The 21,911-nt window shown below is 61.6% G+C and carries 28 protein-coding genes; 10 read left to right on the forward strand and 18 right to left on the reverse strand.

Annotated features, from left to right (window positions below; genetic code table 11):
• Window positions 1–17: 17 nt before the first annotated feature.
• From UIB01_RS06660 to UIB01_RS06680, 5 genes are all read right to left on the reverse strand, one after another.
• On the reverse strand, window positions 18–425 hold the full coding sequence (locus UIB01_RS06660) for a SufE family protein (RefSeq protein ID WP_038658016.1): 408 nt from the start codon (window positions 423–425) through the stop codon (window positions 18–20).
• Window positions 422–1,627 carry an aminotransferase class V-fold PLP-dependent enzyme gene (locus tag UIB01_RS06665; protein ID WP_038658018.1) on the reverse strand — a complete coding sequence of 402 codons (1,206 nt, stop codon included), beginning with the start codon at window positions 1,625–1,627 and terminating at the stop codon, window positions 422–424. The genes UIB01_RS06660 and UIB01_RS06665 overlap by 4 nt, the downstream gene beginning before the upstream one ends.
• 74 nt (window positions 1,628–1,701) lie before the next feature.
• On the reverse strand, window positions 1,702–2,736 hold the full coding sequence (dapD, locus tag UIB01_RS06670) for a 2,3,4,5-tetrahydropyridine-2,6-dicarboxylate N-succinyltransferase (protein ID WP_038658019.1): 1,035 nt from the start codon (window positions 2,734–2,736) through the stop codon (window positions 1,702–1,704).
• A gap of 45 nt (window positions 2,737–2,781) precedes the next feature.
• Entirely contained in the window at window positions 2,782–3,153 is a 372-nt protein-coding gene (locus UIB01_RS06675) for an ArsC family reductase (RefSeq protein ID WP_038658022.1), read from the reverse strand.
• 135 nt (window positions 3,154–3,288) lie between these two features.
• The gene (locus UIB01_RS06680) at window positions 3,289–3,618 is read right to left on the reverse strand and encodes a thioredoxin family protein (protein WP_038658024.1); all 330 of its coding nucleotides are present in this window, start codon (window positions 3,616–3,618) and stop codon (window positions 3,289–3,291) included.
• 127 nt (window positions 3,619–3,745) lie between these two features.
• Here UIB01_RS06680 and UIB01_RS06685 point away from each other — a divergent pair, with 127 nt between their 5' ends.
• Both UIB01_RS06685 and UIB01_RS23225 read left to right on the forward strand, forming a co-directional pair.
• Window positions 3,746–3,991: a hypothetical protein gene (locus UIB01_RS06685; RefSeq protein WP_038658026.1), complete on the forward strand. Its 246-nt coding sequence runs from the start codon at window positions 3,746–3,748 to the stop codon at window positions 3,989–3,991.
• 14 nt (window positions 3,992–4,005) lie between these two features.
• The gene (locus tag UIB01_RS23225) at window positions 4,006–4,167 is read left to right on the forward strand and encodes a hypothetical protein (protein WP_180983553.1); all 162 of its coding nucleotides are present in this window, start codon (window positions 4,006–4,008) and stop codon (window positions 4,165–4,167) included.
• Window positions 4,168–4,210: 43 nt separating this feature from the next.
• On the opposite strand, the gene dapC is transcribed toward UIB01_RS23225, so the two are convergent.
• From dapC to purM, 5 genes are read right to left on the reverse strand one after another with little or no spacing between them, the layout of a single operon-like run.
• The gene (dapC, locus tag UIB01_RS06690; protein WP_038658028.1) at window positions 4,211–5,407 is read right to left on the reverse strand and encodes a succinyldiaminopimelate transaminase; all 1,197 of its coding nucleotides are present in this window, start codon (window positions 5,405–5,407) and stop codon (window positions 4,211–4,213) included.
• Window positions 5,408–5,458: 51 nt separating this feature from the next.
• Window positions 5,459–6,124 carry a COG3650 family protein gene (locus UIB01_RS06695; protein WP_038658030.1) on the reverse strand — a complete coding sequence of 222 codons (666 nt, stop codon included), beginning with the start codon at window positions 6,122–6,124 and terminating at the stop codon, window positions 5,459–5,461.
• A gap of 53 nt (window positions 6,125–6,177) precedes the next feature.
• Complete coding sequence (locus UIB01_RS06700) at window positions 6,178–6,888, reverse strand: DUF3108 domain-containing protein (RefSeq protein WP_038658032.1); 711 nt, start codon at window positions 6,886–6,888, stop codon at window positions 6,178–6,180.
• Between the two features lie 8 nt (window positions 6,889–6,896).
• The gene (gene purN / locus UIB01_RS06705; protein ID WP_038658034.1) at window positions 6,897–7,544 is read right to left on the reverse strand and encodes a phosphoribosylglycinamide formyltransferase; all 648 of its coding nucleotides are present in this window, start codon (window positions 7,542–7,544) and stop codon (window positions 6,897–6,899) included.
• Window positions 7,544–8,602, reverse strand: coding sequence for a phosphoribosylformylglycinamidine cyclo-ligase (gene purM / locus UIB01_RS06710; RefSeq protein ID WP_038658036.1), 1,059 nt, complete (start codon window positions 8,600–8,602; stop codon window positions 7,544–7,546). The genes purN and purM overlap by 1 nt, the downstream gene beginning before the upstream one ends.
• Before the next feature lie 368 nt (window positions 8,603–8,970).
• Here purM and UIB01_RS06715 point away from each other — a divergent pair, with 368 nt between their 5' ends.
• From UIB01_RS06715 to hda, 3 genes are read left to right on the forward strand one after another with little or no spacing between them, the layout of a single operon-like run.
• A complete protein-coding gene (locus UIB01_RS06715) occupies window positions 8,971–10,032 on the forward strand; it encodes a DUF2066 domain-containing protein (protein ID WP_038658038.1) in 1,062 nt (353 codons plus the stop codon).
• Between the two features lie 57 nt (window positions 10,033–10,089).
• The gene (locus UIB01_RS06720; protein ID WP_080695054.1) at window positions 10,090–11,187 is read left to right on the forward strand and encodes an AI-2E family transporter; all 1,098 of its coding nucleotides are present in this window, start codon (window positions 10,090–10,092) and stop codon (window positions 11,185–11,187) included.
• Window positions 11,184–11,888 carry a DnaA regulatory inactivator Hda gene (gene hda / locus UIB01_RS06725; protein WP_038658040.1) on the forward strand — a complete coding sequence of 235 codons (705 nt, stop codon included), beginning with the start codon at window positions 11,184–11,186 and terminating at the stop codon, window positions 11,886–11,888. Before UIB01_RS06720 ends, hda begins: the two co-directional genes overlap by 4 nt.
• Before the next feature lie 51 nt (window positions 11,889–11,939).
• On the opposite strand, the gene UIB01_RS06730 is transcribed toward hda, so the two are convergent.
• Genes UIB01_RS06730 through arsC form a run of 3 tightly spaced genes read right to left on the reverse strand, consistent with a single transcriptional unit; the run spans window position 11,940 to window position 13,298 of the window.
• A complete protein-coding gene (locus UIB01_RS06730; RefSeq protein WP_038658043.1) occupies window positions 11,940–12,350 on the reverse strand; it encodes a DUF2069 domain-containing protein in 411 nt (136 codons plus the stop codon).
• Entirely contained in the window at window positions 12,343–12,948 is a 606-nt protein-coding gene (gene wrbA, locus UIB01_RS06735; protein WP_038658045.1) for an NAD(P)H:quinone oxidoreductase, read from the reverse strand. The genes UIB01_RS06730 and wrbA overlap by 8 nt, the downstream gene beginning before the upstream one ends.
• Entirely contained in the window at window positions 12,945–13,298 is a 354-nt protein-coding gene (gene arsC, locus UIB01_RS06740; protein ID WP_038665475.1) for an arsenate reductase (glutaredoxin), read from the reverse strand. Before arsC ends, wrbA begins: the two co-directional genes overlap by 4 nt.
• 161 nt (window positions 13,299–13,459) lie before the next feature.
• On the opposite strand from arsC, the gene UIB01_RS06745 reads away from it, so the two are divergent.
• Both UIB01_RS06745 and UIB01_RS23385 read left to right on the forward strand, forming a co-directional pair.
• Window positions 13,460–14,692: a YihY family inner membrane protein gene (locus UIB01_RS06745; RefSeq protein ID WP_038658047.1), complete on the forward strand. Its 1,233-nt coding sequence runs from the start codon at window positions 13,460–13,462 to the stop codon at window positions 14,690–14,692.
• A gap of 148 nt (window positions 14,693–14,840) precedes the next feature.
• Window positions 14,841–15,044, forward strand: coding sequence for a hypothetical protein (locus tag UIB01_RS23385; protein WP_038658049.1), 204 nt, complete (start codon window positions 14,841–14,843; stop codon window positions 15,042–15,044).
• Here UIB01_RS23385 and UIB01_RS06755 read toward each other — a convergent pair.
• Window positions 15,035–15,427: a hypothetical protein gene (locus tag UIB01_RS06755; protein WP_038658051.1), complete on the reverse strand. Its 393-nt coding sequence runs from the start codon at window positions 15,425–15,427 to the stop codon at window positions 15,035–15,037. The two genes, UIB01_RS23385 and UIB01_RS06755, sit on opposite strands and share 10 nt — an antisense overlap.
• Before the next feature lie 223 nt (window positions 15,428–15,650).
• On the opposite strand from UIB01_RS06755, the gene UIB01_RS06760 reads away from it, so the two are divergent.
• Window positions 15,651–16,109, forward strand: a complete 459-nt coding sequence (locus tag UIB01_RS06760) for a TlpA family protein disulfide reductase (protein WP_038658053.1) — start codon at window positions 15,651–15,653, stop codon at window positions 16,107–16,109.
• Between the two features lie 10 nt (window positions 16,110–16,119).
• On the opposite strand, the gene UIB01_RS06765 is transcribed toward UIB01_RS06760, so the two are convergent.
• The 4 genes from UIB01_RS06765 to UIB01_RS06780 form a co-directional block, all read right to left on the reverse strand.
• A complete protein-coding gene (locus tag UIB01_RS06765; protein ID WP_038658055.1) occupies window positions 16,120–16,692 on the reverse strand; it encodes a lytic transglycosylase domain-containing protein in 573 nt (190 codons plus the stop codon).
• A 5-nt stretch (window positions 16,693–16,697) separates the two neighbouring features.
• Window positions 16,698–17,630 (reverse strand): hypothetical protein, encoded by a 933-nt coding sequence (locus UIB01_RS06770; RefSeq protein ID WP_038658057.1) that lies wholly within the window; start codon window positions 17,628–17,630, stop codon window positions 16,698–16,700.
• Window positions 17,631–17,639: 9 nt separating this feature from the next.
• Window positions 17,640–19,355, reverse strand: a complete 1,716-nt coding sequence (locus UIB01_RS06775) for a proline--tRNA ligase (RefSeq protein WP_038658059.1) — start codon at window positions 19,353–19,355, stop codon at window positions 17,640–17,642.
• A gap of 159 nt (window positions 19,356–19,514) precedes the next feature.
• Window positions 19,515–20,810, reverse strand: coding sequence for an OprD family porin (locus UIB01_RS06780; protein ID WP_038658061.1), 1,296 nt, complete (start codon window positions 20,808–20,810; stop codon window positions 19,515–19,517).
• A gap of 434 nt (window positions 20,811–21,244) precedes the next feature.
• Between UIB01_RS06780 and UIB01_RS06785 the strand changes: the two genes are divergently transcribed.
• Entirely contained in the window at window positions 21,245–21,667 is a 423-nt protein-coding gene (locus tag UIB01_RS06785) for an HIT family protein (RefSeq protein ID WP_038658063.1), read from the forward strand.
• Entirely contained in the window at window positions 21,664–21,873 is a 210-nt protein-coding gene (locus tag UIB01_RS06790) for a SlyX family protein (protein ID WP_180983554.1), read from the forward strand. The genes UIB01_RS06785 and UIB01_RS06790 overlap by 4 nt, the downstream gene beginning before the upstream one ends.
• Window positions 21,874–21,911 lie beyond the last annotated feature (38 nt).

The following is a 21,911-nucleotide window of genomic DNA, read 5'->3' on the forward strand; positions in this document are numbered from 1 at the left end:
TCCCACTCCTGACCGGATCAGCCGGTCAGCTCACGCATTCGGCGCAGCACGGCGGTCATGCCGTTGCTGCGCGATGGTGACAGTTGCCGCGAAAGGCCGAGGCGGCTGAACCAGTCGGCCATGTCCACCGCCGCCAGCTCGCCCGCATCCAGACCGTTCACCCTCGCCAGCAGTACGGCCAACAGCCCTCGAATGAGTCGGGCATCACTGGTCGCGCGAAAATGCCATCGACCCGCATGTGGCACACCGACCAGCCACACGTGACTTTCGCAGCCCGATACCAGATTGGCATCGCTGCGCTCACTCTCGCTCAGCGGCTCCAGCCGCTCACCCCACTGCATCAGCAGGCGCGCGCGCTGCTCCCAGCCGGATGCCTGAGTGAATGCGTCCAGCGCCTCGACGGCGGCCTGCGGCAAATCAGTCATCGCAGCAGCTCCAGAGACTGATCCAGGGCGCTGAAGAACCGCTCGAGATCAGTGCCATCGTTGTACAACCCGAGCGAGACGCGGGTTGCACCATCCAGACCGAGGTGCTTCATCAGCGGCATGGCGCAGTGATTGCCGCTGCGCACGGCAATGCCCTGCTCGGTGAGCAAATGGCCGAGGTCGGAGTGGTGCACGCCGTCGACAACGAAGCTGGCCAGGGCGAGCTGCGGCGAGCCGAGCAGGCGAATGCCGCTGCGTTCGGAGAGGCCGGCGAGCAGCTGATCGTGCAGCGCCTGTTCATGACGGTCGATAGCAGTGAGGTCGAGCGCGGCAAGATAGTCCAGCGTCGCGCCGAGGCCAATGGCGCCAGAGATTGGCGGCGTGCCGGCCTCGAAACCCAGTGGCGCGGCATGGAATTCGGCACTCTGATAGTCGGCGATGCGCACCATCTCGCCGCCGAACTGCCAGTGGCGCAGCTGCAGCAATGATTCGCCGCGGCCATACAGTGCGCCGACACCATCCGGCCCGTAGAGCTTGTGGCTCGACAGCACGTAGAAATCGCAACCCAGCGTGGTCATGTCGTGGCGCCCATGAACCACGCCTTGGGCACCGTCGACGACGGTCAACGCACCCTGCGCCTTGGCCAGACGCAGCAGCTCGTCGAGCGGCTGCCAGCAGCCGAGAACGTTGGACAGCTGGCTCACTGCCAACAGGCGCGTACGCGGCCCGATCAGCTCGGCAGCCGCGGCCAGATCGATGCGGCCGGCGCTATCGATTGGTAGCACCTGAAGCCTGGCATTGCGCCGTTTGGCCAGCTGTTGCCAGGGCAGCAGGTTGGCGTGATGTTCGAGGGCGCTGATGACGATCTCGTCACCGGCTCCGATCAGATGTTCCAGCCCGTAGGCAAGCAGGTTGAGCGCTTCGGTGGCACCGCGGGTGAAGACGATTTCGGTAGGGCAAGCCGCATGCAGCCACTTGGCGACCTTGATGCGCGCGGCCTCGTAGGCACGAGTGGCGCGTTCGGCGGGCTGATGCTGGGCGCGGTGCACGTTGGCCGCACCGCAGGTGTAATAGCCGCTGAGGGCATCGATCAGCGCCTGCGGCTTCTGGGCCGTGGCGGCGCTGTCGAGATAGGTCTGGCCTTGCGCTTCGAGTACCGCCAGGGCAGGGAAGTCAGCGCGCCAGGGAGAGAACAGGGCCATAAGCGGCAAACCTCCAGCTGCAGGGGATGCGGCAAGGCAGGCGCTCATGGCTCGCAGCTTGCCGCTGCTCCTGCTCAGTTATGCGCGTGCAGCGCCTCGTTCAACTCAATCGCCGACTTGTGGGTCTTGCACTCCACTGCGCCGGTCTGCGAGTTGCGCCGGAACAGCAGGTCGCTCTGACCGGCCAGTTCGCGGGCCTTGACGACTTTGACCAGCTGATCGTTTTCATCGAGCAGGCTGACCTTGGTGCCGGCAGTGATGTACAGACCGGACTCCACGGTGTTGCGATCGCCCAGCGGAATGCCGATGCCGGCATTGGCGCCAATCAGGCAGCCTTCGCCAACGGAAATGACGATGTTGCCGCCGCCGGACAGGGTACCCATGGTCGAGCAGCCGCCACCCAGGTCCGAGCCCTTGCCGACGAACACGCCGGCCGAGACGCGGCCTTCGATCATGCCTGGACCCTGGGTACCGGCATTGAAGTTGATGAAGCCTTCGTGCATTACGGTGGTGCCTTCACCGACGTAGGCGCCGAGGCGCACACGGGCGGTATCGGCGATGCGCACGCCAGCCGGCACTACGTAGTCGGTCATCTTCGGGAACTTGTCCACCGAGAAGACTTCCAGCAGATCGCCCTTCAGGCGCGCTTCCAGCTGGCGCTCGGCCAGCTCGCCAAGATCCACGGCACCTTGGTTGGTCCAGGCGACATTGGGCAGCAGCGGGAAGATGCCGGTCAGATTCAGACCATGTGGCTTGGCCAGGCGGTGGGAGAGCAGGTGCAGCTTGAGGTAAGCCTCGGGGGTTGAGCTCAGTGGCGCGTCGTCAGCCAGTAGAGTGGCGACCAGCGGGCGCTGGCTCTCGGCCAGACGGGTCAGCAGGGCGTACTGTGTGGCATCGAGCGGCTTGAGTGCATCGGCCAGCTGGGCGGCCTGGCTGGTGGTGATAGTGATCGCCTGGTTGCCACCGGCATAGCCAAGCAGCGGAGTAACCGCGGCAACCAGCTCGCCGGCTGGCTGCAGCAGCGGCTGTGCATAGAAGACTTCCAACCAGTCGCCCTGGCGGTTCTGGGTGCCAACGCCAAAGGCGAGGCTGAATAGGGTTGCGGACATAGGATTTCCTTTTTTTGTCGGCCGCGCCGTCTGGTGGGCGGCTATTCAGTTCGGCGCTGCCACCTGGGCAGCGTAAAGATCGGGCTTGAAGCCAATCAGGGTCTTACCGCCCAGGTCGAGTACCGGGCGTTTTATCATCGACGGTTGGGCCAACATCAGCTCGATGGCCCGGGCCTGGTCAAAATCGGCCTTGGCAGCGTCGTCCAGTTTGCGGAAGGTGGTGCCTGCACGGTTGAGAATGGTCTGCCAGCCGTGTTCATTGCACCAGGCTTCCAGATGGGCGCGGTCTATGCCGACGCTCTTGTAGTCGTGGAAGTCGTAGTCCAGTCCGTGTTCGTCGAGCCAGGTACGGGCCTTTTTCATCGTGTCGCAGGCTTTGATTCCGTATAGGCACAACCGCTGATCTGATTCGGACATAAACGACTCTCCAAGGCTCCTGCAAAACTGGACGGCGGATTATGCCATGCCTCGTCGGATGATGGACCGCGGAGCGCGCCCGGCAGGTCAAGCATTCCGGGAGGTGGTGCTACGGATGCCATGGAGACGCGACGTTCAGGCCTTTCCTGCTTCGCCCAGCGCTTGATCGATTGCATGCTTGTGCTCCGGTCGCACGACGCGTCCCAGCTCCTGGCCGTTCTGCAGCAGGATCAGGGTTGGCCAGAGCTTCACCCGAAACGACCGCCCCAACGGGCGGCCCGGACCGTCCTCGATCTTCAGGTGACTGATGCCCGACCGGTCGGCCAGTGCCTCGGCGATCCGTGGCTGGGCGGCACGGCAATGTCCGCACCAGGCGGTGCCGAACTCCAGCAGCACCGGTCCGTGCATGGCATCCACCGCCTCGCGGCTGGGTTCGGTTTGCGCATAGTGTTCAGTTATTTTCATGGTGAGTTCTCCAGCTACCCGTTCAGCTTCGAGCCTGCTGCCGGACTGTCGTTCAGCCACTGATCTCGACCTTTTACAGCGATGGTGTTGTCCATTGATGACAATCGCAACGGTGAGGTGAAGAGTAATGGCACGCAAGCATTTCGAGAATTTCGAGGCGATATCTTCGGCGGTGCCCGCCGAGGATGCGTTCGAAGCGGTTATAGCTATCAAGCGACGCGACAGCGACGAGCATCTGCAGGTGTTCAAGGTTGCCGATGGCCGCCGCTACGACCTGGCCTCCGAAGCCGATGCGATCGCCGAGGCGGCATTGACTAAAGTGATAGAGGTCAGCGACGAAGGTGAGCTGATCTGGGAAGAACATGCCATCTGAACAGGAGGCAACGTATGAGCGACCACGACGAGCGAACCGGACCGACCAATGAGCAGGCGCATCCAGAGCCCCGTGACGAACATCCGAGCGCAGACGTGCCGGAGCACATGAAGCCGGAAAACCTGGAAAAGCTGCGTAACTACGGCAAGGATGCGATCCCGCCAGGGGTCGCCTGAGCTTGGGCGAGCCGGGCGGTTTGGCCGCCGCCCGGCGTTGTGATCAGAGCGACTCGATGAAGTGGCGAATGCGTTGCGCCGCTTCGATGCATTCGGCCAGAGGGGCGACCAATGCCATGCGGACGCGGCCGGCGCCCGGTGAGATGCCGTCCACTTCGCGTGACAGGTAGGAGCCAGGCACCACCGTCACATGTTCTCGCGCGAACAGCTCGCGGGTGAACTGCTGGTCATCCATTGGCGTCTTCGGCCACAGATAGAAACCACCGTCCGGACGTTGTACGTCCATGACCGGCGCGAGTATTTCCAGCACGGCATCGAACTTGGCGCGATACAGCTCGCGGTTGGCGCGCACGTGAATCTCGTCGCTCCAGGCAGCAATACTCGCCAGCTGGGTCTGCACGGGCATGGCGCAGCCATGGTAGGTGCGGTAGAGCAGGAAAGCCTTGAGGATCTCGGCGTCGCCGGCGACGAAGCCTGAGCGCAGCCCCGGCAGGTTCGAGCGCTTCGACAGGCTATGAAATACCACGCAGCGTTTGTAATCGTCGCGGCCCAGTGCAGCGCATGCGGTGAGCAGGCCTGCAGGCGGATTGGCCTCGTCGAAGTACAGCTCGCTGTAGCACTCGTCGGCGGCAATGACGAAGTCGTACTGGTCGGCCAGGGCGATCAGCTTTTTCAGCGTCTCTAGTGGCACCAGCGCGCCGGTCGGGTTGCCCGGCGAGCAGAGGAAGAGAATCTGGCAGCGCTGCCAGACATCTGCCGGCACGGCATCGAAGTCCGGGTTGAAGCCGTTCTGCTCCAGACATGGCAGGTAATGCGGTGTGGCCCCAGCCAGCAGCGCTGCACCTTCATAGATCTGATAGAACGGGTTGGGGCTGACCACCAGTCCATTGGTGTTGCGATCGACCACGGCCTGGGTGAAGGCGAACAGGGCTTCGCGGGTGCCATTTACCGGCAGTACGTGCTGCCCCGGGTCCACTGCGTCTGCGGCGAGGCCGAAGCGCCGCTCGCACCAGCGTGCAATCGCTTCGCGCAGCGCCGGGATGCCTAGGGTGGTCGGGTACACGGCCAGCTGATCGAGATTGTCCGCCAGCGCCTGAGCAACGAAGTCCGGCGAGCGATGCTTCGGCTCGCCAATCGACAAGGCGATGGCGCGTTTGTCAGCCGGAGGCTGTGCGCCCGCCAACAGGCCGCGCAGTTTCTCGAAGGGGTAGGGGTGCAGCAGATTCAGGGCGTTGTTCATGGATGCAGTTCTTTCAGGATGAGCGCGGCGAACGCCCCGCAGTCGTGGAGATCAGTCGTCGCGTGCGCCGCCGTAGTAGGCACAGCCGCGCCATGTCTGGCCATCGAGACGGAGTTCGGCGCTCAGGTGGCTGACGGTGCCGCTGGCACTGTCGACGCAACGCTGCGGCGCGACCCAGAGGTCGAGTCGATGTTCATTAGCTTCGCTGGTGAAGCTGAGCTGCCCGCCAGGCAGCTGCTCCTCTAGATAGGGCAGAGCGATCGGCGACTCACCTTGGCGCACAAGCAACATGCCGCGCGTGGTCACGGTGAGCATCCAGCCAGGTTCATGCCCGCTGGCGCGAAGGATCAGTTGCTTGAAATTCTCTTCGTTGCAGCCGTGTCCCTCACGCTGCAAGCGGTAGATGCGGGTTAACGCTAGCTCGCCTTTACCGTTCGGTTTCGTCTGGCTGAGCGTCCCGCGCAGGTCGGCGAACAACAGGTCCTGATCGCTGGTCATCAATGCCTGGGCTTCATCCTGCAGACCGGAGCTTCCTTCCAGAAGGTTCAGCGTCCGTTGCCCCTGGCAGCTCTGCAGCTGCAGCTGGCCGTTGACCTGCCGAACCTCGCCCTGCAGCCGTTCGGTTGCAGGTTGTGGTGTGGAGCGATCGGCGAAAAAGGTCTGGCAGCCCGCCAGGGGCAGGAGCAATAAAGCCAGCAGCAGGCGTGAAGGAGTCATCAGGAGGCTCGGCAGGTGTCGGAGGGGCGGCAGCCTGGGGCTGCCGCAACGGTTCAATTGCCTTTGACGACCTTGCCGTCGACGCGGCCTTCTTCGAGCATGATCTGGTATTCCTTGCCGTCCTTTTCCACCTGATGCAGGCGGACCAGCAGGTAGTCCCAGTTCGTGGCGAACCAGAGAATGGTTTCGCGCTTGCTCTGCGTGGGGTCGCGCACGCGTTCTACCTTGATCGCGTCTACCTGACCGGCCTTGGTGCTGACCTTCTCTTCACCCAGTACACGGAAATCGTAGGTTTCGATCTCGTCGCCGTCGACGACCTGGTAGCTCATGCTTTTCTTGCCGGCGGCCACTTCGTGCTGCAGGGCCAGCTGGTAGGTCGATTTGTCCAGCAGCCCACGATGCAGCGGCAGCTTCACCGGATCGCCACGGTCACTGCCTTCGACTTGCTTGTTGTCCCAGTCGAAACGGTGCTCGACACGTTTGCCCTTGCCTAGGCCGCTGCGCTTGAGGCGATAGCTCAACGGCAGGAAGGTGTCGCCTTCGGTGCGGAAGGTGCTGCGTTCGTTGAGACTGGCAACCAGCATGGAGGCCTCGAAATCCAGCCGCCAGCTGCCATCGTCCAGTCGCTCCAGGCTGCGCTGGGCGGTGCCGCTGACCGGTACCTGTTTCCAGTCGGCGGTGTAGTTTGCGGAGAAGGGCTTGAGCTCCAGGGCTTGGACCGGCAGGGCCAGCACGGCGAGAGCGAGCAGCAAGGCGCGACGCATGTTATCTCCTAGATTCTGATCTGATAGCCGGAGGCCGGCAGGGTGACGCCATCCAGCATCGCGCCTTGTTCGGCAAGGCGCAAGCGCCCCTCGGCGAACCAACGCATGGCCAGCGGGTAGATCTGGTGCTCTGCTGCGTGCACCCGCTGAGTCAACACCTCAATGTTCTCGCCGGGGCTAACCGCAAGGGCGGCCTGGATCGCTACCGGCCCACCATCGAGCTCCTCCGTGACGAAGTGCACGCTGCATCCGTGCTCGCTGTCGCCCGCTTCGAGCGCTCGTCGGTGGGTGTCGAGGCCTTTGTACTTGGGCAGTAACGAAGGGTGGATGTTCAGCAGGCGACCGTGGTAATGGCGGACGAAACCTGACGTAAGGATGCGCATGAAACCGGCCAGAATCACCAGGTCCGGTGCATAACCATCGATCACCTCTATCAGCGCAGCATCGAACGATTCGCGTCCCTCGAACGCCTTGTGATCGAGCACCGCAGTGGGGAGGCCAGCACTTTGCGCCCGGATCAGGCCAAATGCATCGGCGCGGTTGGAAATCACGGCACGGATGCGTGCCGGATTGCCTTTGGCCTGGCTGTCGATCAGGGCCTGCAGATTACTGCCGGACCCCGAAATCAATACCACCACATTGCAGGTTGCGGTCATCAGTGCTGTTTCAGGTTATTCAGCACGACGCGTTCAGCACCTTCCGCTGCGCTGGAGATCTCACCGATTACCCATGGCGATTCACCGGAAGCGCGCAGGTTGGCCAGTGCGGATTCGACCTGGTCCTGAGCGACGCAGATGATCATGCCGACGCCACAGTTGAGCACGCGGTGCATTTCATGCTCGTCGACGTTGCCCTTTTCCTGCAGCCAGTCGAACACCGCCGGGCGGGTCCAGCTGGCCACGTCGATGATCGCCTGGGCGCCATCGGGCAGTACGCGCGGGATGTTGTCGAGCAGACCGCCGCCGGTGATGTGGGCCATGGCCTTGACCGCGCCGGTGTCCTTGATCAGCTTGAGCAGCGGCTTGACGTAGATGCGTGTGGGGGCCATCAGCAGTTCGGTCAGGTCCTTGCCGGCCAGCTGGGTGCTCTCGATGTCGACGCCGGCGACTTCGATGATCTTGCGGATCAGCGAGTAGCCGTTGGAATGCGGGCCGGAGGAGGGCAGCGCGATCAGCGCGTCACCGGCGGCGACTTTCGAGCCGTCGATGATCTCGCTCTTTTCCACTACACCGACGCAGAAGCCGGCGAGGTCGTAGTCCTCGCCCTCGTACATGCCAGGCATCTCGGCGGTTTCACCGCCGACCAGCGAGCAGCCGGCCAGTTCACAGCCGGCGCCGATGCCGGTGACCACGGTGGCGGCTACGTCGACGTTGAGCTTGCCGGTGGCGTAGTAGTCGAGGAAGAACAGCGGCTCGGCGCCGCACACCACCAGGTCGTTGACGCACATGGCGACCAGGTCCTGGCCGATGCTGTCGTGCTTGTTCAGATTCAGCGCCAGACGCAGCTTGGTGCCGACGCCGTCGGTGCCGGATACCAGCACCGGCTGCTTGTAGCCGGCCGGGATTTCGCACAGGGCGCCGAAGCCGCCAAGGCCACCCATAACCTCAGGTCGTGCGGTGCGCTTGGCCACGCCTTTGATGCGTTCGACCAGCGCTTCGCCTGCATCGATGTCGACGCCTGCGTCCTTGTAGCTGAGGGAGGGTTGCTTGCTCATAGAATCCGGACCTGTGAAAGGAGTGCGGGTGTCGACCGGTCAGTTGCATCCAAGTTTGCGCAAACGACTAGCCAATCTGGTGTTGCCACCACAGAGGCCGATTGAACGCCGGTTTGCACGCCGGCGTAGCGTTTGCCACAGGTGTTGGATGCCGCGCTCGGACAAGCGCCGGAACCGGTCTGCGGAAAGCGCGCGATTTTATCAGGCTTGCCGCACAGCGGCCATCCCGACTGCCGCGATGAGGCGGGGCCAGTGTGGGTACGACTTGGCCTTCTGTGCGGTAGGCGGTTGCCGCGTTTAGGGCGGCTGTTTAAGGTGTAGCGTTCTGTTCCCTTTACTTCCTGCCCCAGTGGCCTGCGAGAAACATCATGCGCCTTATCTACCGACTACTTGTCCTGTGCCTCGCACTGGGCGCGGCCTTGCCCAGTCAGGCTGAACAGCTCAGAGGTCTGTACCAGGTGCGCGAGCCTGTCTCCGGTCAGCAGGCCGAGGAGCGTGCCGCAGCACTGCAGCGTGCTTTCGATACGCTGCTGCTGCGTTTGACCGGCGATGCTGAGGCCGGCAAGCGCCAGGCCGTCGCCGCGCTGCGGGAGGATCCGCAACAACTGATCAGCAAGTACGGTTACGAGGGTGAGCACATCGTTGTCGAGTTCGATCCGGGCACTACCGAGCGAAGCCTGCGCCGTGCCGGAGTGTCGCTATGGGGCACCAACCGACCGACGCTGCTGGCGTGGTGGTTGAATGAGCGGGTCGAGGGCACGCAGCTCCTGGGGGACGGGCAAGACAGCGCGGCACCGTTGCGGGCCGCTGCGCAGCATCGTGGTCTGCCGTTGCGCCTGCCGCTAGCTGACCTTTCCGAGCAGCTAATGGCGACGCCGAACGCCTTCGGCGCCAATAGCCGCCAGGCCCTGGGCGATGCCTCCGAGCGCTATGACGCGGATGTTCTGCTGGCGGTCCTTGCCCGGGAGACCGATTCCGCCTGGCAAGCGCAATGGAGAGTCTGGCTCGATGACGAAGAGCGCGACGGCAAGGCTGAAGCCGAGACCCTCGAGGCGCTGGCCGATGCGGTGCTGCTGGCTGTCAGTCAGTATCTGGCACCGCGCTATGTGGTGGCCCCGGGGGCGGCATCGGATATCACCCTGGAAATCATCGGAGCCGACGTTGCCCGCTTTGCCGAGCTGGATCGGCTGCTCGAACCGTTCGGCGGCAGCCTGTTGCGGGTGGAAAGTGATCGCTTGGTTTACCGAGTAAACGCCAGTCCTGAGCAGCTGCGCGCGCAGTTGTCGCTGGCGCGGCTGCAAGAGGTCCCGGACGACGAGCCGCCGCTGGATGCGAATCAGCCAATGGGCGAACACGGTGGTGAAACAGGCGAATCTACCAGCGCGCCTGAGGCGGCCGAGGCGGGTACAGTGTTGCGTTTTCGCTGGTGACCCAGCAGTACCCACTTAAATGTTTTTGGCGATCGCCCTGCAGGGAAGGCATTGAGCATGACCGTGAATGATTCGAACCGCTGGCTGTGGCTGGCGGGCCTGTTGCTGTGCGTCTGGCTGGTCTACCTGCTTACGCCAATTCTCACGCCCTTTCTGATCGGCATTCTGCTGGCCTATCTGGGCGATCCCTTGGTCGATCGTCTGGAGCGCTGGGGGCTTTCACGAACCTGGGGTGTGATCGCGGTATTCGCCCTGTTCAGTCTGCTGATGCTGTTGATGCTATTGGTGCTGCTGCCCATGCTGGGCAAGCAGCTGGTGCGGCTCTACCAGCTGGCTCCGCTGACCCTCGACTGGTTGCAGCAACATGCGCTGCCATGGGTGCAGGCCCAGTTCGGTCTGGAGGAGAACTTCTGGCGCCTCGATCAGCTCAAGGCCGCCTTTTCCGCGCATCTGGGCAGCACCACCGATGTGCTCGGGATGATCCTCAGCCACGCCACGGCGTCGAGCCTGGCCCTGCTCGCCTGGATCGGCAATCTGCTGCTCATTCCGGTGGTGAGCTTTTATCTGCTACGCGACTGGGATCTGATCATGCTCAAGCTGCGCAGTCTGCTACCGCGCAAGCGTGAGGGCATGGTGGTGCGATTGATGAGCGAGTGCCATGAGGTGATCGGTGCGTTCCTGCGTGGTCAGTTGCTGGTCATGCTCGCGCTGGCCGTCATCTATGCGTCCGGCCTGATGCTGGTGGGGCTTGAGCTGGGGCTGCTCATCGGCGTGCTCGCCGGACTTGCCAGCATTGTGCCGTACATGGGCTTCGTCGTCGGAATCGGCGCGGCCGTGGTGGCTGTGCTGTTCCAGTTCGGGCTGGCACCGTACCCGTTGCTGGGTGTTGCGGCTGTGTTCACGGTGGGGCAAATGCTCGAAGGTATGCTGCTGACACCGTTGCTGGTCGGCGATCGGATCGGGCTGCACCCTGTGGCAGTGATCTTCGCCGTGCTCGCTGGTGGTCAGCTGTTCGGCTTCACGGGTGTGCTGCTGGCGCTACCCGTGGCGGCCGTGATCATGGTTCTGCTGCGCCATGTGCACGATCTCTATAAACTCTCGGACCTTTACGCCGAGCCCGCCGGTGCACCGGCCGAATCACCCAGCCAGCCATGAAACCCATCCAGCTTCCCCTAGGCGTCCGCTTGCGCGACGACGCTACCTTCGCCAACTTCTATCCCGGCGCCAATGCCGCGGCGCTCGGCTATGTGGAACGGCTGTGCTCGCCGGCCGCCGGCTGGTCCGATGAGCTGATCTACCTATGGGGGCAAGCCGGCGTTGGCCGCAGCCACCTGTTGCAGGCTGCTTGTCTGCGGGTGGAGGAGCGCGGCGAGCAGGCCGTTTATCTGCCGCTCGCCGAGGTAGTCGAATACGGCCCGGCCTTGCTGGATAACCTGGAGCAATGCGAGCTGGTCTGTTTGGATGATCTGGACGCGGTCGCGGGGGACGCGGTTTGGGAGGAGGCGCTGTTTCACCTGTTCAACCGCTTGCGTGATGCTGGTCGGCGGCTGTTGCTGGCGGCGAGTGCCTCACCGCGCGAGGTGGCAGTCAATCTGCCTGACCTCAAGTCGCGCCTGAGTCTGGCGCTGGTGTTCCAGCTCCAGCAGCTATCCGACGAGGACAAATTGCGCGCGCTGCAGCTGCGTGCCTCACGTCGTGGGCTGAACCTTCCAGACGATGTTGGCCGCTTCATCCTGACCCGCGGCTCGCGCAGCATGAATGCGCTGTTCGAACTGCTCGATCAGTTGGACCAAGCGTCGCTGCAGGCACAGCGCAAGCTGACCATTCCCTTTCTCAAGGAAACGCTCGGCTGGTAGCCGGCTGGCGCTGGCGGAGCGCCTCTAGGCGCCCGCCGATGCCGCCTTTCTTCATGCCTCTCCCATCGCCTTGCGCTCGTACTGGTAGCTCCAGCGGGTATACAGCAACGCCGCAGTGAACAGGGTCAGGCTGATGGCTGCCTGCAGCAAGCCGTAGACCATCCGCGCTGGATCGATCGCCGCCAGCACGCCCTGAATGAAGTACAGGTTGACGATAAAGCAGGTCCAGGCATGTGCCCGCGGGCTGCCCGAGATCATCCCGGGGGCGACCAGTAGCAGTGGAACGAGCTGGATGCTAAGCACGACCCATATTCTGGCACCGTGCAGATCGGCAAATACGAGGTTCCATACGGTCAGCAGCGCGGCAAGGCCGAAAAAGCAGGCCAGGCTGATGGCACGGCTGGCTTTCACCCGAGGGGTGAGCCATTCCAGTGATGGCAGTGGTTTACGCTTCTTAGCCAAGGGGCGTCTCCAACCGCTGTGCCGTGCGCGCCAGGCGCTGCCCAAGGGCGCGACAGAGAGCGATTTCATGCTCGTCCAGCAAGCGTTTGCCGTCTGCGCCTGCATGGTGACTAGGACCGTAAGGCGTGCCACCACCGCGGGTTTCCAGCAACCCGTTCTCGCTGTATGGCAGGCCGAGCACCAGCATTCCGTGGTGCAGCAGCGGCAGCAACATCGACAGCAACGTGCTTTCCTGTCCCCCGTGCAGGCTGGAGGTCGAGGTGAATACGCCGGCCGGCTTGCCGACCAGTTCGCCGGTCAGCCACAGGCTGCTGGTGCCGTCGAGGAAGTACTTCAGGGGCGCCGCCATGTTGCCGAAGCGAGTGGGGCTGCCTAGCGCAAGGCCTGCGCAATTCTTAAGATCTTCGAGGGTCGCATACAGTGCACCCGAGTCGGGAATGGTTGGCGCAACCGTTTCGCACTCGGTGGAGACAGCAGGTACGGTGCGCAGGCGCGCTTCCAGCCCGGTCATCTCAACCCCGCGGGCGATCTGCCGGGCCATTTCGGCGGTAGCACCGTGGCGGCTGTAATACAGCACAAGGATATAGGGCGCGCTCACGGCAGGATCTCCAGCACTTTTTCCGGTGGTCGACCGATAATCGCCTTGTCACCGGCGATAAGGATCGGGCGCTCGATCAGGCGTGGGTGTTCGATCATGGCGTCGATGAGCTCGGCTTCGCTGAGATCAGGGTTGGCCAGGTTGAGGCTCTTGTATTCTTCCTCGCCTGTGCGCAGGAGCTGCCTGGCCGGCAGCCCCAGTTTGTCCAGCAGGGCGCAGAGCTCGGCTGCGCTGGGGGGCGTTTCCAGGTAGCGCACGATTTCAGGTGTCAGGCCGCGGGCTTCGAGCAGCTCCAGCGCGCCACGCGATTTGGAGCAGCGAGGATTGTGGTACAGCGTGAGTTCGGTCATTTGTAGTTGCGTCTCGCTGGAAGAGGTGGCCATTCTAACCCTCATCGGGGCGCTGGCCGAAATGTGCCGCTCTGTTGATTCGGGTGTATCGGTCGATCCGGGTCCTTTTGCTCGTGAAGCTGTCGAATCCATGGCACAAGGCAGTCCTGTAAGGAGAGGGGATGCATCAGCGCATCGACAACATGCTTGAATTTGCCCGTTTTCTGGTCCGACGATTTCTGACGGATCAGGGGCCTCAAAGCGCTGCGGCTTTGACCTACACCACGCTATTCGCTGTAGTGCCGATGATGACCGTCACCTTCGCCATGCTATCGGCAATCCCCGCGTTCAAGGGGGTCGGCGAACAGATCCAGTTCTACATCTTCAACAACTTCATTCCCTCTACCGGTGCGACCATTCAGGAATACCTGCTCGCCTTCACCAGTCAGGCGCGGCAGCTCACCTGGTTCGGTGTGGGGTTTCTCATGGCGACCGCCTTGATGATGCTGCTCACCATCGAGAAGGCTTTCAACACCATCTGGCGTGTTCGGCAGCCGCGCCGAGGGGTGTCCAGCTTTCTGCTGTACTGGGCGATTCTCAGTTTAGGCCCTTTGTTATTGGGCGCGGGTTTTGCCACTAGCACCTACATTGCTTCGCTCTCGTTGATTTCCGGGCCATATGCGCTAATCGGTGTCGGTACGCTGATCAAGGTGATGCCACTGCTGCTCAGCGTGGCGGCCTTCACGCTGATTTATGCTGCCGTGCCCAATACCCGCGTTCCGCTGCGTCACGCCCTCGTGGGCGGTGGCTTCACTGCGGTTTTGTTAGAGGCGGCTAAGCAACTATTCGGCGTGTATGTCAGTTATTTCCCTAGCTATCAGCTGATCTATGGCGCGTTCGCCGCCGTTCCGTTGTTCCTGCTGTGGGTCTATCTGTCCTGGATGGTCGTGCTTTTCGGTGCCGAGCTGGTATGTGGTCTTTCCTCGTCGCAGCAATGGCGGCGGCGACCGCTGCCGCGCTTGCTGGTGATGCTGATGCTCTTGCGTAATCTGCATCGTCGTCAGCAGGAGGGACGGGAGCTTCATTTGCGCGATCTGCACAAGGCCGGCCTGCGTCTGCCGGAAGATGAATGGGACGACATTCTTGGGTTTTTCGAACAGGAGCAGCTTGTCTGCCGAACTGGTTCGGGAGGCTGGGTGCTCTGTCGTGATCTGAACCATTACAGTCTTGATCAGCTGCTGCGTTGCAACCCTTGGCCACTGTCGGCGCGTGTCGAGCTACCCGACCAGCTCGACGAACCCTGGTATCCAACGCTGCGTCGTTCTCTGGAGTTGCTGCAGCAGGAGCAGGCCAATCTGTTCGGTGGCAGCCTGGCCGACTGGCTGCAGGCCGGCGGTGACAAAAATCGTCAGTAAGGGAAGGGATTGCGCAAGCGTGGAGTCTCGATTGCTCTTGATAGGGTGACCCGCAAAGCGCTTAACCACACATAGCTGCGCGTGCGAGCCGCTAGTTCAGTGCTGGCACGCTTTTGGCTATAGCCTGGATGGTTGGGAGGAAGGCGTGATGAAAGGCAAGCGCAGCATCATTCTATATTTGCATCAGCGAGCGCCAGACGCAGCGCTCGAGGCGTTGAATCGCCTTACCGGCCTGCAATTCACGCACTGGCCCGAGTCGCTTGTGGATCGGCTCGCTAAGCAGGACGCTATATCGCCCGCGTCAGGCTCTGTGCAGCCGGAACCGAAAAAGGTCCGGCTGACTCAGGCCTGAATTGCGTTCATCTCGGCGGCGGCGGGTTCGACCGGATGGACGAACAGTTCTTCGACCGTGATCGCTGCGACCGCTGCTGCTGGTCGCAGGTGAACTTGGAGGTCTTCGATCTTGTGCCGGACCGGTAGTCGCGCGATCCCCGACAGCAGAATCTTTCCAGCCCCATCGGTTCGCCCGTGATCGATGGCAGCCTCGCGATGTTGCTGGCCGTCACGGTATTTGGCGACAAGTGACACTGCCAGCCCTGCGTGCCCCTGCAGTTGCAGCCAACTGGCGACATTGAACTCCGTGACGCGGCCGTCGTATGTGGTGAGGGCAATGGCTGCTTGCTCGACGATCCGCGAGGGTACGCTACCGATCAGTTTGTCGTGGAGTTGGGGCATGATTTCGTCACTGGCATACGGTGAAAGGTGCGGAATTATAGACAGCGCTAACGCGGCAAAACTGTGCACTTGAGCGCCGCGGCACGTGATCAGAATCGCAGAACAGCAAAAACGCGACGGTTACTTGGCGCTGCTTGCCGTTGCGTCAGGATATGGCTCGCCAGGCGTGCCTCGGGCGCAGGGGACGCGGTATGCTCCGAGCGCTTCGATAAGAGAAATTCCCATGGCCAAACCACTTGTTTCGTTCTTGATCCTGTCTGCCTGTCTGCTTCTGTCCGCCTGCGAGAAGGACTGGGGCGTCGATCAGCACGGACGTGAAATCACGGCAGCACAAATGCAGGGACAATGGCTGTTGATCAACTATTGGGCTGAATGGTGCGGACCCTGCCGTACCGAGATACCGGAACTGAATGCGTTGGCAGAAAGCGAGCAGGGGCTGGCAGTGCTTGGTGTGAACTTTGATGAGCTGCGCGGCGAGGAGCTTGCTCAGGCTGCCGAGGCGCTGGGGATTCGCTTTCGCGTGCTCAGCGACGACCCTGCCGAGCGACTGCAGCTTTCGCGCAGCGAAGTGCTGCCGGTTACCTATCTGGTCGACGACAAAGGCGTTGTGCGAGAGCGCCTGGTTGGCGAGCAGACCTCCGAAGGAATACTCGCGCATCTTGCTCGGCTGAAAGGCGAGTAGTGCGAGCGCCCTAAGGTTTGACGTACCAGAAGTCCTGCCAGAACCCGATCACCTTGGCGGGGTAGCGGTTCTTGCCCAGGCTTCCGTTATAGCGCGCCAGTGCCCGGTTGATGTCGCCGTTTTCCTTCTTCAGGTAGTAGCTAAGGATGGTGCAGCCGTAGCGAAGATTGGTCGCATTGTCGGTAAGGTTGTCCTGCGGGCGCCCCAGTTCGGCTTTCCAGAATGGCATTACCTGCATCATGCCCTGGGCGCCGACGCTGGAAATGGCGAAGCGATCGAACAGGCTTTCGGCATGAATCAACGCCAACACCAGCTCGGGCTTCAGCCCCGCCTTGCTTGCCTCGCGATGCACAAGTCGGAGAATCGACAATCGTTCTTCGGCGTCTGGTACGTAGCGCTTGAGGCGACCAGACATGTCCACCAGCCAGACCTCCGCATCGAAGCGATCCTGGAAACTGTCCGCTTCGGCAACGGTTCGTTGCATGAGGTCACGCAGCTCGGGTTCCGGAGCTTGGCGGATGTTGGCGGTTACCGGCAGGGCATACGCAAGCAGCAGGGCGAGTAGAAGAACGGGCGTCTTCATCGGTTTCAGTTCCCGCTGCTGCCTTCGATCAGGCTTTGCAGAAACTGCTGCTGCAGCTCCGGGTCATTGCGGGTCAGCTCGATGAGACTTTGCTCCAGCTCACTGGCTTCCTCCTCCAGGCCCAATTCAGACAGGCGTCGGACGCGATGCACCCATTGCGCTACATCGTCGCCTTCGAGGTCATCGAAGATCAGGTCATGGGCTTCCTGTAGTTTGCCGCGCAGCTTATGGCTGACCAGCAGCGTAGCGTCGGCGCGAGTGCCGTCTTGGCGGTCCTCCACCGTTAACTGCAGCTTGCCCAGGTGCGCAATATCCTGATCGGCGAACGGGCCGTCGAGAAGATTCAGGCGCAGAACTCCGTGGCGATCAGTCGAGAGTTCGTGGGTATGCGGGCCAGCCATGACTGCCACCGGTCGCTCGGCCCAGGGCAGGCTGGTGTACTCGAGTCGCGCATCCCGCCGCTGTTCATTGAGGCTCGTCAGGTTCTGCTGCGAGCGCCCGTTGGACTCGACGTTCATGAATGGGTTGATGCCCGCGAAGCCGTAGCTGATCCAGCCCCGGGTGGCGCTCTCGGGTATGTTGCCGAGCATCACGACGTTGAGCACGTTAGCGCCGACACCGGCGACCACGGCGACGACACCCATGGGTATTTCGTAAAGCTCGCGCCAGGGTTGGTAGGGCGTGTAGCGATCGTAACGACGCGTGACTTCGAAGTCGGTAACTTCGAAGGTCTTCTGCTCCTGTACGCGGATACGTCGTTGCGGTAGCTCGAGTACCTGCGGCTCGCCGAGCTCGATACGCAGGCTATGGTCAAGCAGTTTGCGCTCCGTGCGCGCCTCGTGCTCGCTGCGTTGCGGCAAGTGGTTGGCGCAGCCACCTAGGAGCAGCGCCGCACCAAGGGCGACGCTGGTTGAAACGACAACACGTCGGTTGAGCATGATTTCCGATCAGCGATGAGCACGCGAGTTGATGAAAGACAGAATGTCAGCAGTCGCGACTGGTTGAGGCTGGGCATCGCGACGGTGCTTGTACTCCAGGGCGCCGTCGGCTAGTCCGCGATCACTGATTACGATGCGATGGGGGATGCCGATCAGCTCCATGTCGGCGAATTTGACGCCGGGACTGGTCTTTTTGTCACGATCATCGAGTAGCACTTCGTAACCTGCTGCGGTGAGCTCGGCGTACAGCCGGTCGGTGGCCTCGCGAACCGCCTCGTTTTCATACTTCATGGGCACCAGGGCGATCTGGAACGGTGCGAGTGCGTCGGGCCAGAGAATGCCGCGGTCATCGTAGTTCTGCTCTATCGCCGCTGCCACCACACGGGAGACGCCGATGCCGTAGCAGCCCATGATGAGCGTGGCCGGCTTGCCGTTCTCGCCCATCACCTGGCAGTTCATGGCCTCGCTGTACTTGGTGCCCAGCTGGAAGATGTGCCCGACTTCGATGCCACGCTTGATGACCAGGCTGCCCTGGCCGTCAGGGCTAGGATCGCCAGCCACGACGTTGCGCAAATCAGCGATCTGCGGCAGCGGCAGATCGCGTTCCCAGTTCAGGCCGAAATAGTGCCTGTCGTCGACATTGGCGCCAGCGCCGAAATCGCTCATCAGTGCGACAGAGCGATCAATCACGCAGGGGATTGGCAGGTTCAGTGGTCCGAGCGAGCCGGGGCCGGCGCCGATGGCAGCGCGGATTTCCGCTTCGGAGGCGAACACCAGTGGGCTAGCGACCTGCTCGAGGTTCGCGGCCTTGATTTCATTGAGTTCATGGTCGCCGCGCACGATCAAGGCGATCAGCTGGCCCTTTTCGACGCCATGGACCACCAGCGTTTTAACAGTCTTCTCGATGGCCAGATCAAACTGCTCAACCAGCTCGATGATTGTCTTGGCGTTCGGTGTATCGACCAAGCGCAGCTCCTCGCTGGCCGCTCCACGTTCGGTTTCGCGCGGAATGGCTTCGGCCTTCTCGATATTGGCGGCGTAGTCGGAGGTATCGCTGAAGGCGATGTCATCCTCGCCAGACTCTGCCAATACGTGAAATTCGTGGGAGCCGGTTCCGCCAATGGAGCCGGTGTCCGCCTGCACGGGACGGAAGTCGAGGCCGAGGCGAGTGAAGACGTTGCAGTACGCCTGATGCATGCGATCGTAGGTTTCCTGCAGCGACTCCTGAGACAGGTGGAAGGAATAGGCATCCTTCATCAGGAATTCGCGACCACGCATAAGGCCGAAACGTGGGCGGATCTCGTCGCGGAACTTGGTCTGAATCTGGAAGAAGTTGATCGGCAACTGCTTGTAGCTGTGGAGCTCATTGCGTGCCAGGTCGGTAATGACCTCTTCATGGGTCGGGCCGACACAGAACTCCCGGTTGTGGCGATCCTTCAGTCGCAGCAGCTCCGGGCCGTACTGTTCCCAGCGACCGGATTCCTGCCAAAGCTCAGCTGGCTGGATAGCGGGCATAAGCACTTCCAAGGCGCCAGCCTTATTCATTTCCTCGCGAACGATGGCCTCGGCCTTGCGCAGCGCGCGCAGTCCCATCGGCATCCAGGTATAGAGGCCGGAAGCCAGCTTGCGGATCATTCCGGCACGCAGCATCAGCTGGTGGCTGATGACCACTGCATCAGATGGGGTTTCTTTGAGGGTCGAGAGCAGGAACTGACTGGTGCGCATGTGGCCGTTATGTCCTTGCAGAGGCTGGAATTTAGCTCGGCATTGTACGGCGCGCGGGATGCGGCGTATAGGATCGACATGGCCGCTGGGCTGGGTGTTAAAACGAAGAGCCCGGCTTTCGCCGGGCTCCGTTTTGCATCGAATGAACTGACGCCTGGGTTACAGGATGCTCAGTGGGTATTCGACGAATGCACGGATCTCGTTCAGGTCCGGGCTGTAGTACTCGCGCATATCGCTGTTGGAGCGATAGATCGAGTTACGCAGTTTCAGCGACAGGTCTTTTGCCGGGCCGCTCTGTACGACGTATTGGACCTGGTTGAAGAACTCGCGCTCCTTACCTTCGCCGGTGCCGGTGTCTACGTTGTCGCCGTAGACATAGGCGGTTTTCCAGAACAGACCTGGAACGCCGTAACCGCTGAAGTCCAGCTCATAGCTGGCCTGCCAGGAGCGTTCGTCCTTGGAATTGAAGTCGGAGTAGTAGGAGTTGGCTACCCAGATGGAGCCGCCGCCGTCGCCGATGTCGTAATCGTAACCACGATCACCGCTGACACGTTGGTGAGCCAGGATGAAAGCGTGCGCGCCGACAGAGTACTTGGCGGCCAGGCTCCAAATGGTGTTGTCGTGCGATTCGCGCGCGCCGAGCTCATCAACCGAGCCGTCGTCGTTGAAGGTCGTGTCCGCGGCTTGGACATAGTCCTTGTCGTAATCGGAACGGTAAATGTTGAAGTCGAAGCTAAGCGACTGGTCGCTGCTGAAGGGCATCACATAGTTGACGTTGGCATATTTCTTCTTGGCAACGTCCTCGTTGTCAGCGAAATACAGCGACGTGCTCAAATTTTCATTGAATGCATAGGTACCGCCGACCACGTTGATGCTCTTCAGGCCTACATCGTCGCGGCTGGAGGACTGCATGGTGCTGTCAGCTGTGAAGCGGCCAGCGTTCAGCTCCAGACCTTCAATCTCGTTGCTGGTCACTAAAGTGCCGGTGAACGACTCGGGCAGCAGGCGCGAATCGTCATAAGCCAGAACCGGCATGGACGGGAACTGGTTGCCGTACTTGATCACGGTGTTGGAGAACTGTGCTTTGATGGCTGCGCCAGCTTGCGAGAGGTCGCGCTCCGGATCGCCATTGGAGTCGCGCTCGAACATGGCGCCATAGTTGTAGCCGCGGCCGCCATCAAGGCGAACGCCCAGCAACCCATAGGCATCCACACCTACTCCGATTGTTCCTTGGGTGAAGCCGGACTCGAAGGTAGTGATGAAGCCTTGGCCCCAGCTGCGAACGTCGCCGGCGCCGTCCTTGTAGTCACGATTGAAATAGGTGTTGCGCAGCAACAGATCAAGGCTCGCGTCCTCTACGAAGCCCTTGGACTCCGATTGCTGGCTGGCCAGCGCCATCTGGGAGGTGCCCGCCGATACGGCCAGGGCGATTACGCTCCACTTCATCACTTTCATTGTGATTGCTCCTTTGGTTTAAAAACGGTGCTTACCTTTCCGCAGTTGGGCGCAAAGGGTGCAACTTCTTAGTCCCGCATCAGGCTTTCGACCAATAATGGCCGCTTTCGCGAAAAGCCATCCAGAGAATGTACTGTGTAGCTCTAGTGCAGCGCTAGGGCAAGCAGCGTGGCGGCGATTGCGGCGATTTGTAGCCGTTGCTGCGTTCTCTTCGTTGGGCCAGCAAAAATCGTGCACAAGCCGGCGTTTAGCCGATATTTCCATTTGCCCGTTCAGATGCTGCATCAACCTTGCACTGCTATGGTGCCGCTGCGGCAGCGGTTGGCCTCATCATAGTGCGTTTGTTTGTCGGCCGCCCCTGCTCTGCTTGGGCTATCCTTTCTGGCACTACAGGTAGTGCGTTCTGCACTGGTTCCGTTTCTAGAGGTAGACCTATGTTCGTTCTCGATTCACGCTTGGAGCAGGATACTTTGCTGCTTGGTAACTTCCCGCTCTGTCGGTTGTTGCTGATGAATGATGCGCAGTACCCCTGGTTTATTCTGGTTCCTCGGCGTGAAGAGGTCAGCGAGCTGTTCCAGCTTGATGCTGCAGATCAGCAGGCGCTTTGGAGGGAAACCACTTCGCTGGCTGAGACGGTCAAGGACACCTTTGGTGCGGACAAAATGAACATCGCTACGCTCGGCAATATGGTCGGGCAGCTGCATATGCATGTCATTGCGAGGCGGCGCGATGATGTGGCGTGGCCGGCTCCAGTGTGGGGGCGGCATCCTGCCAAGGTTTACACTGAGGAACAGGTGGCCGCTATCAAAAACAAGCTCAAGCTAGTACTGACCAACGACTTCCGCTTCGGAGAATGACCATGGATCTAGAGTCGCGAGTGATGGATCTGGAGACACGGCTGGCGTTTCAGGACGACACGATCCAGGCATTGAACGATGTTCTCGTTGAGCAGCGGCGGGTCGTGGAGCGCTTGCAGTTCCAGCTACAAGCGCTGGCAACGCGCCAGGAGGAAATGCAGGGCGCGACGGGGAATGACGAAGACGAGGCGCCGCCGCACTATTGATGGTTAGTGGGGCGGGGCGAAGGTCGCTTCGTTCTTCC

Origin of the sequence: Stutzerimonas decontaminans (assembly GCF_000661915.1) — a bacterium.
Lineage (GTDB): Bacteria > Pseudomonadota > Gammaproteobacteria > Pseudomonadales > Pseudomonadaceae > Stutzerimonas > Stutzerimonas decontaminans.

Bases quoted from the DNA above. Each gene is read 5' to 3' on its own strand.
- UIB01_RS06660 (WP_038658016.1), bottom strand. From the start codon at position 425: ATGACTGATTTGCCGCAGGCCGCCGTCGAGGCGCTGGACGCATTCACT.
- UIB01_RS06665 (WP_038658018.1), bottom strand. From the start codon at position 1,627: ATGGCCCTGTTCTCTCCCTGGCGCGCTGACTTCCCTGCCCTGGCGGTA.
- dapD (WP_038658019.1), bottom strand. From the start codon at position 2,736: ATGTCCGCAACCCTATTCAGCCTCGCCTTTGGCGTTGGCACCCAGAAC.
- UIB01_RS06675 (WP_038658022.1), bottom strand. From the start codon at position 3,153: ATGTCCGAATCAGATCAGCGGTTGTGCCTATACGGAATCAAAGCCTGC.
- UIB01_RS06680 (WP_038658024.1), bottom strand. From the start codon at position 3,618: ATGAAAATAACTGAACACTATGCGCAAACCGAACCCAGCCGCGAGGCG.
- UIB01_RS06685 (WP_038658026.1), top strand. From the start codon at position 3,746: ATGGCACGCAAGCATTTCGAGAATTTCGAGGCGATATCTTCGGCGGTG.
- UIB01_RS23225 (WP_180983553.1), top strand. From the start codon at position 4,006: ATGAGCGACCACGACGAGCGAACCGGACCGACCAATGAGCAGGCGCAT.
- dapC (WP_038658028.1), bottom strand. From the start codon at position 5,407: ATGAACAACGCCCTGAATCTGCTGCACCCCTACCCCTTCGAGAAACTG.
- UIB01_RS06695 (WP_038658030.1), bottom strand. From the start codon at position 6,124: ATGACTCCTTCACGCCTGCTGCTGGCTTTATTGCTCCTGCCCCTGGCG.
- UIB01_RS06700 (WP_038658032.1), bottom strand. From the start codon at position 6,888: ATGCGTCGCGCCTTGCTGCTCGCTCTCGCCGTGCTGGCCCTGCCGGTC.
- purN (WP_038658034.1), bottom strand. From the start codon at position 7,544: ATGACCGCAACCTGCAATGTGGTGGTATTGATTTCGGGGTCCGGCAGT.
- purM (WP_038658036.1), bottom strand. From the start codon at position 8,602: ATGAGCAAGCAACCCTCCCTCAGCTACAAGGACGCAGGCGTCGACATC.
- UIB01_RS06715 (WP_038658038.1), top strand. From the start codon at position 8,971: ATGCGCCTTATCTACCGACTACTTGTCCTGTGCCTCGCACTGGGCGCG.
- UIB01_RS06720 (WP_080695054.1), top strand. From the start codon at position 10,090: ATGACCGTGAATGATTCGAACCGCTGGCTGTGGCTGGCGGGCCTGTTG.
- hda (WP_038658040.1), top strand. From the start codon at position 11,184: ATGAAACCCATCCAGCTTCCCCTAGGCGTCCGCTTGCGCGACGACGCT.
- arsC (WP_038665475.1), bottom strand. From the start codon at position 13,298: ATGACCGAACTCACGCTGTACCACAATCCTCGCTGCTCCAAATCGCGT.
- UIB01_RS06745 (WP_038658047.1), top strand. From the start codon at position 13,460: ATGCATCAGCGCATCGACAACATGCTTGAATTTGCCCGTTTTCTGGTC.
- UIB01_RS23385 (WP_038658049.1), top strand. From the start codon at position 14,841: ATGAAAGGCAAGCGCAGCATCATTCTATATTTGCATCAGCGAGCGCCA.
- UIB01_RS06755 (WP_038658051.1), bottom strand. From the start codon at position 15,427: ATGCCCCAACTCCACGACAAACTGATCGGTAGCGTACCCTCGCGGATC.
- UIB01_RS06760 (WP_038658053.1), top strand. From the start codon at position 15,651: ATGGCCAAACCACTTGTTTCGTTCTTGATCCTGTCTGCCTGTCTGCTT.
- UIB01_RS06765 (WP_038658055.1), bottom strand. From the start codon at position 16,692: ATGAAGACGCCCGTTCTTCTACTCGCCCTGCTGCTTGCGTATGCCCTG.
- UIB01_RS06770 (WP_038658057.1), bottom strand. From the start codon at position 17,630: ATGCTCAACCGACGTGTTGTCGTTTCAACCAGCGTCGCCCTTGGTGCG.
- UIB01_RS06775 (WP_038658059.1), bottom strand. From the start codon at position 19,355: ATGCGCACCAGTCAGTTCCTGCTCTCGACCCTCAAAGAAACCCCATCT.
- UIB01_RS06780 (WP_038658061.1), bottom strand. From the start codon at position 20,810: ATGAAAGTGATGAAGTGGAGCGTAATCGCCCTGGCCGTATCGGCGGGC.
- UIB01_RS06785 (WP_038658063.1), top strand. From the start codon at position 21,245: ATGTTCGTTCTCGATTCACGCTTGGAGCAGGATACTTTGCTGCTTGGT.
- UIB01_RS06790 (WP_180983554.1), top strand. From the start codon at position 21,664: ATGACCATGGATCTAGAGTCGCGAGTGATGGATCTGGAGACACGGCTG.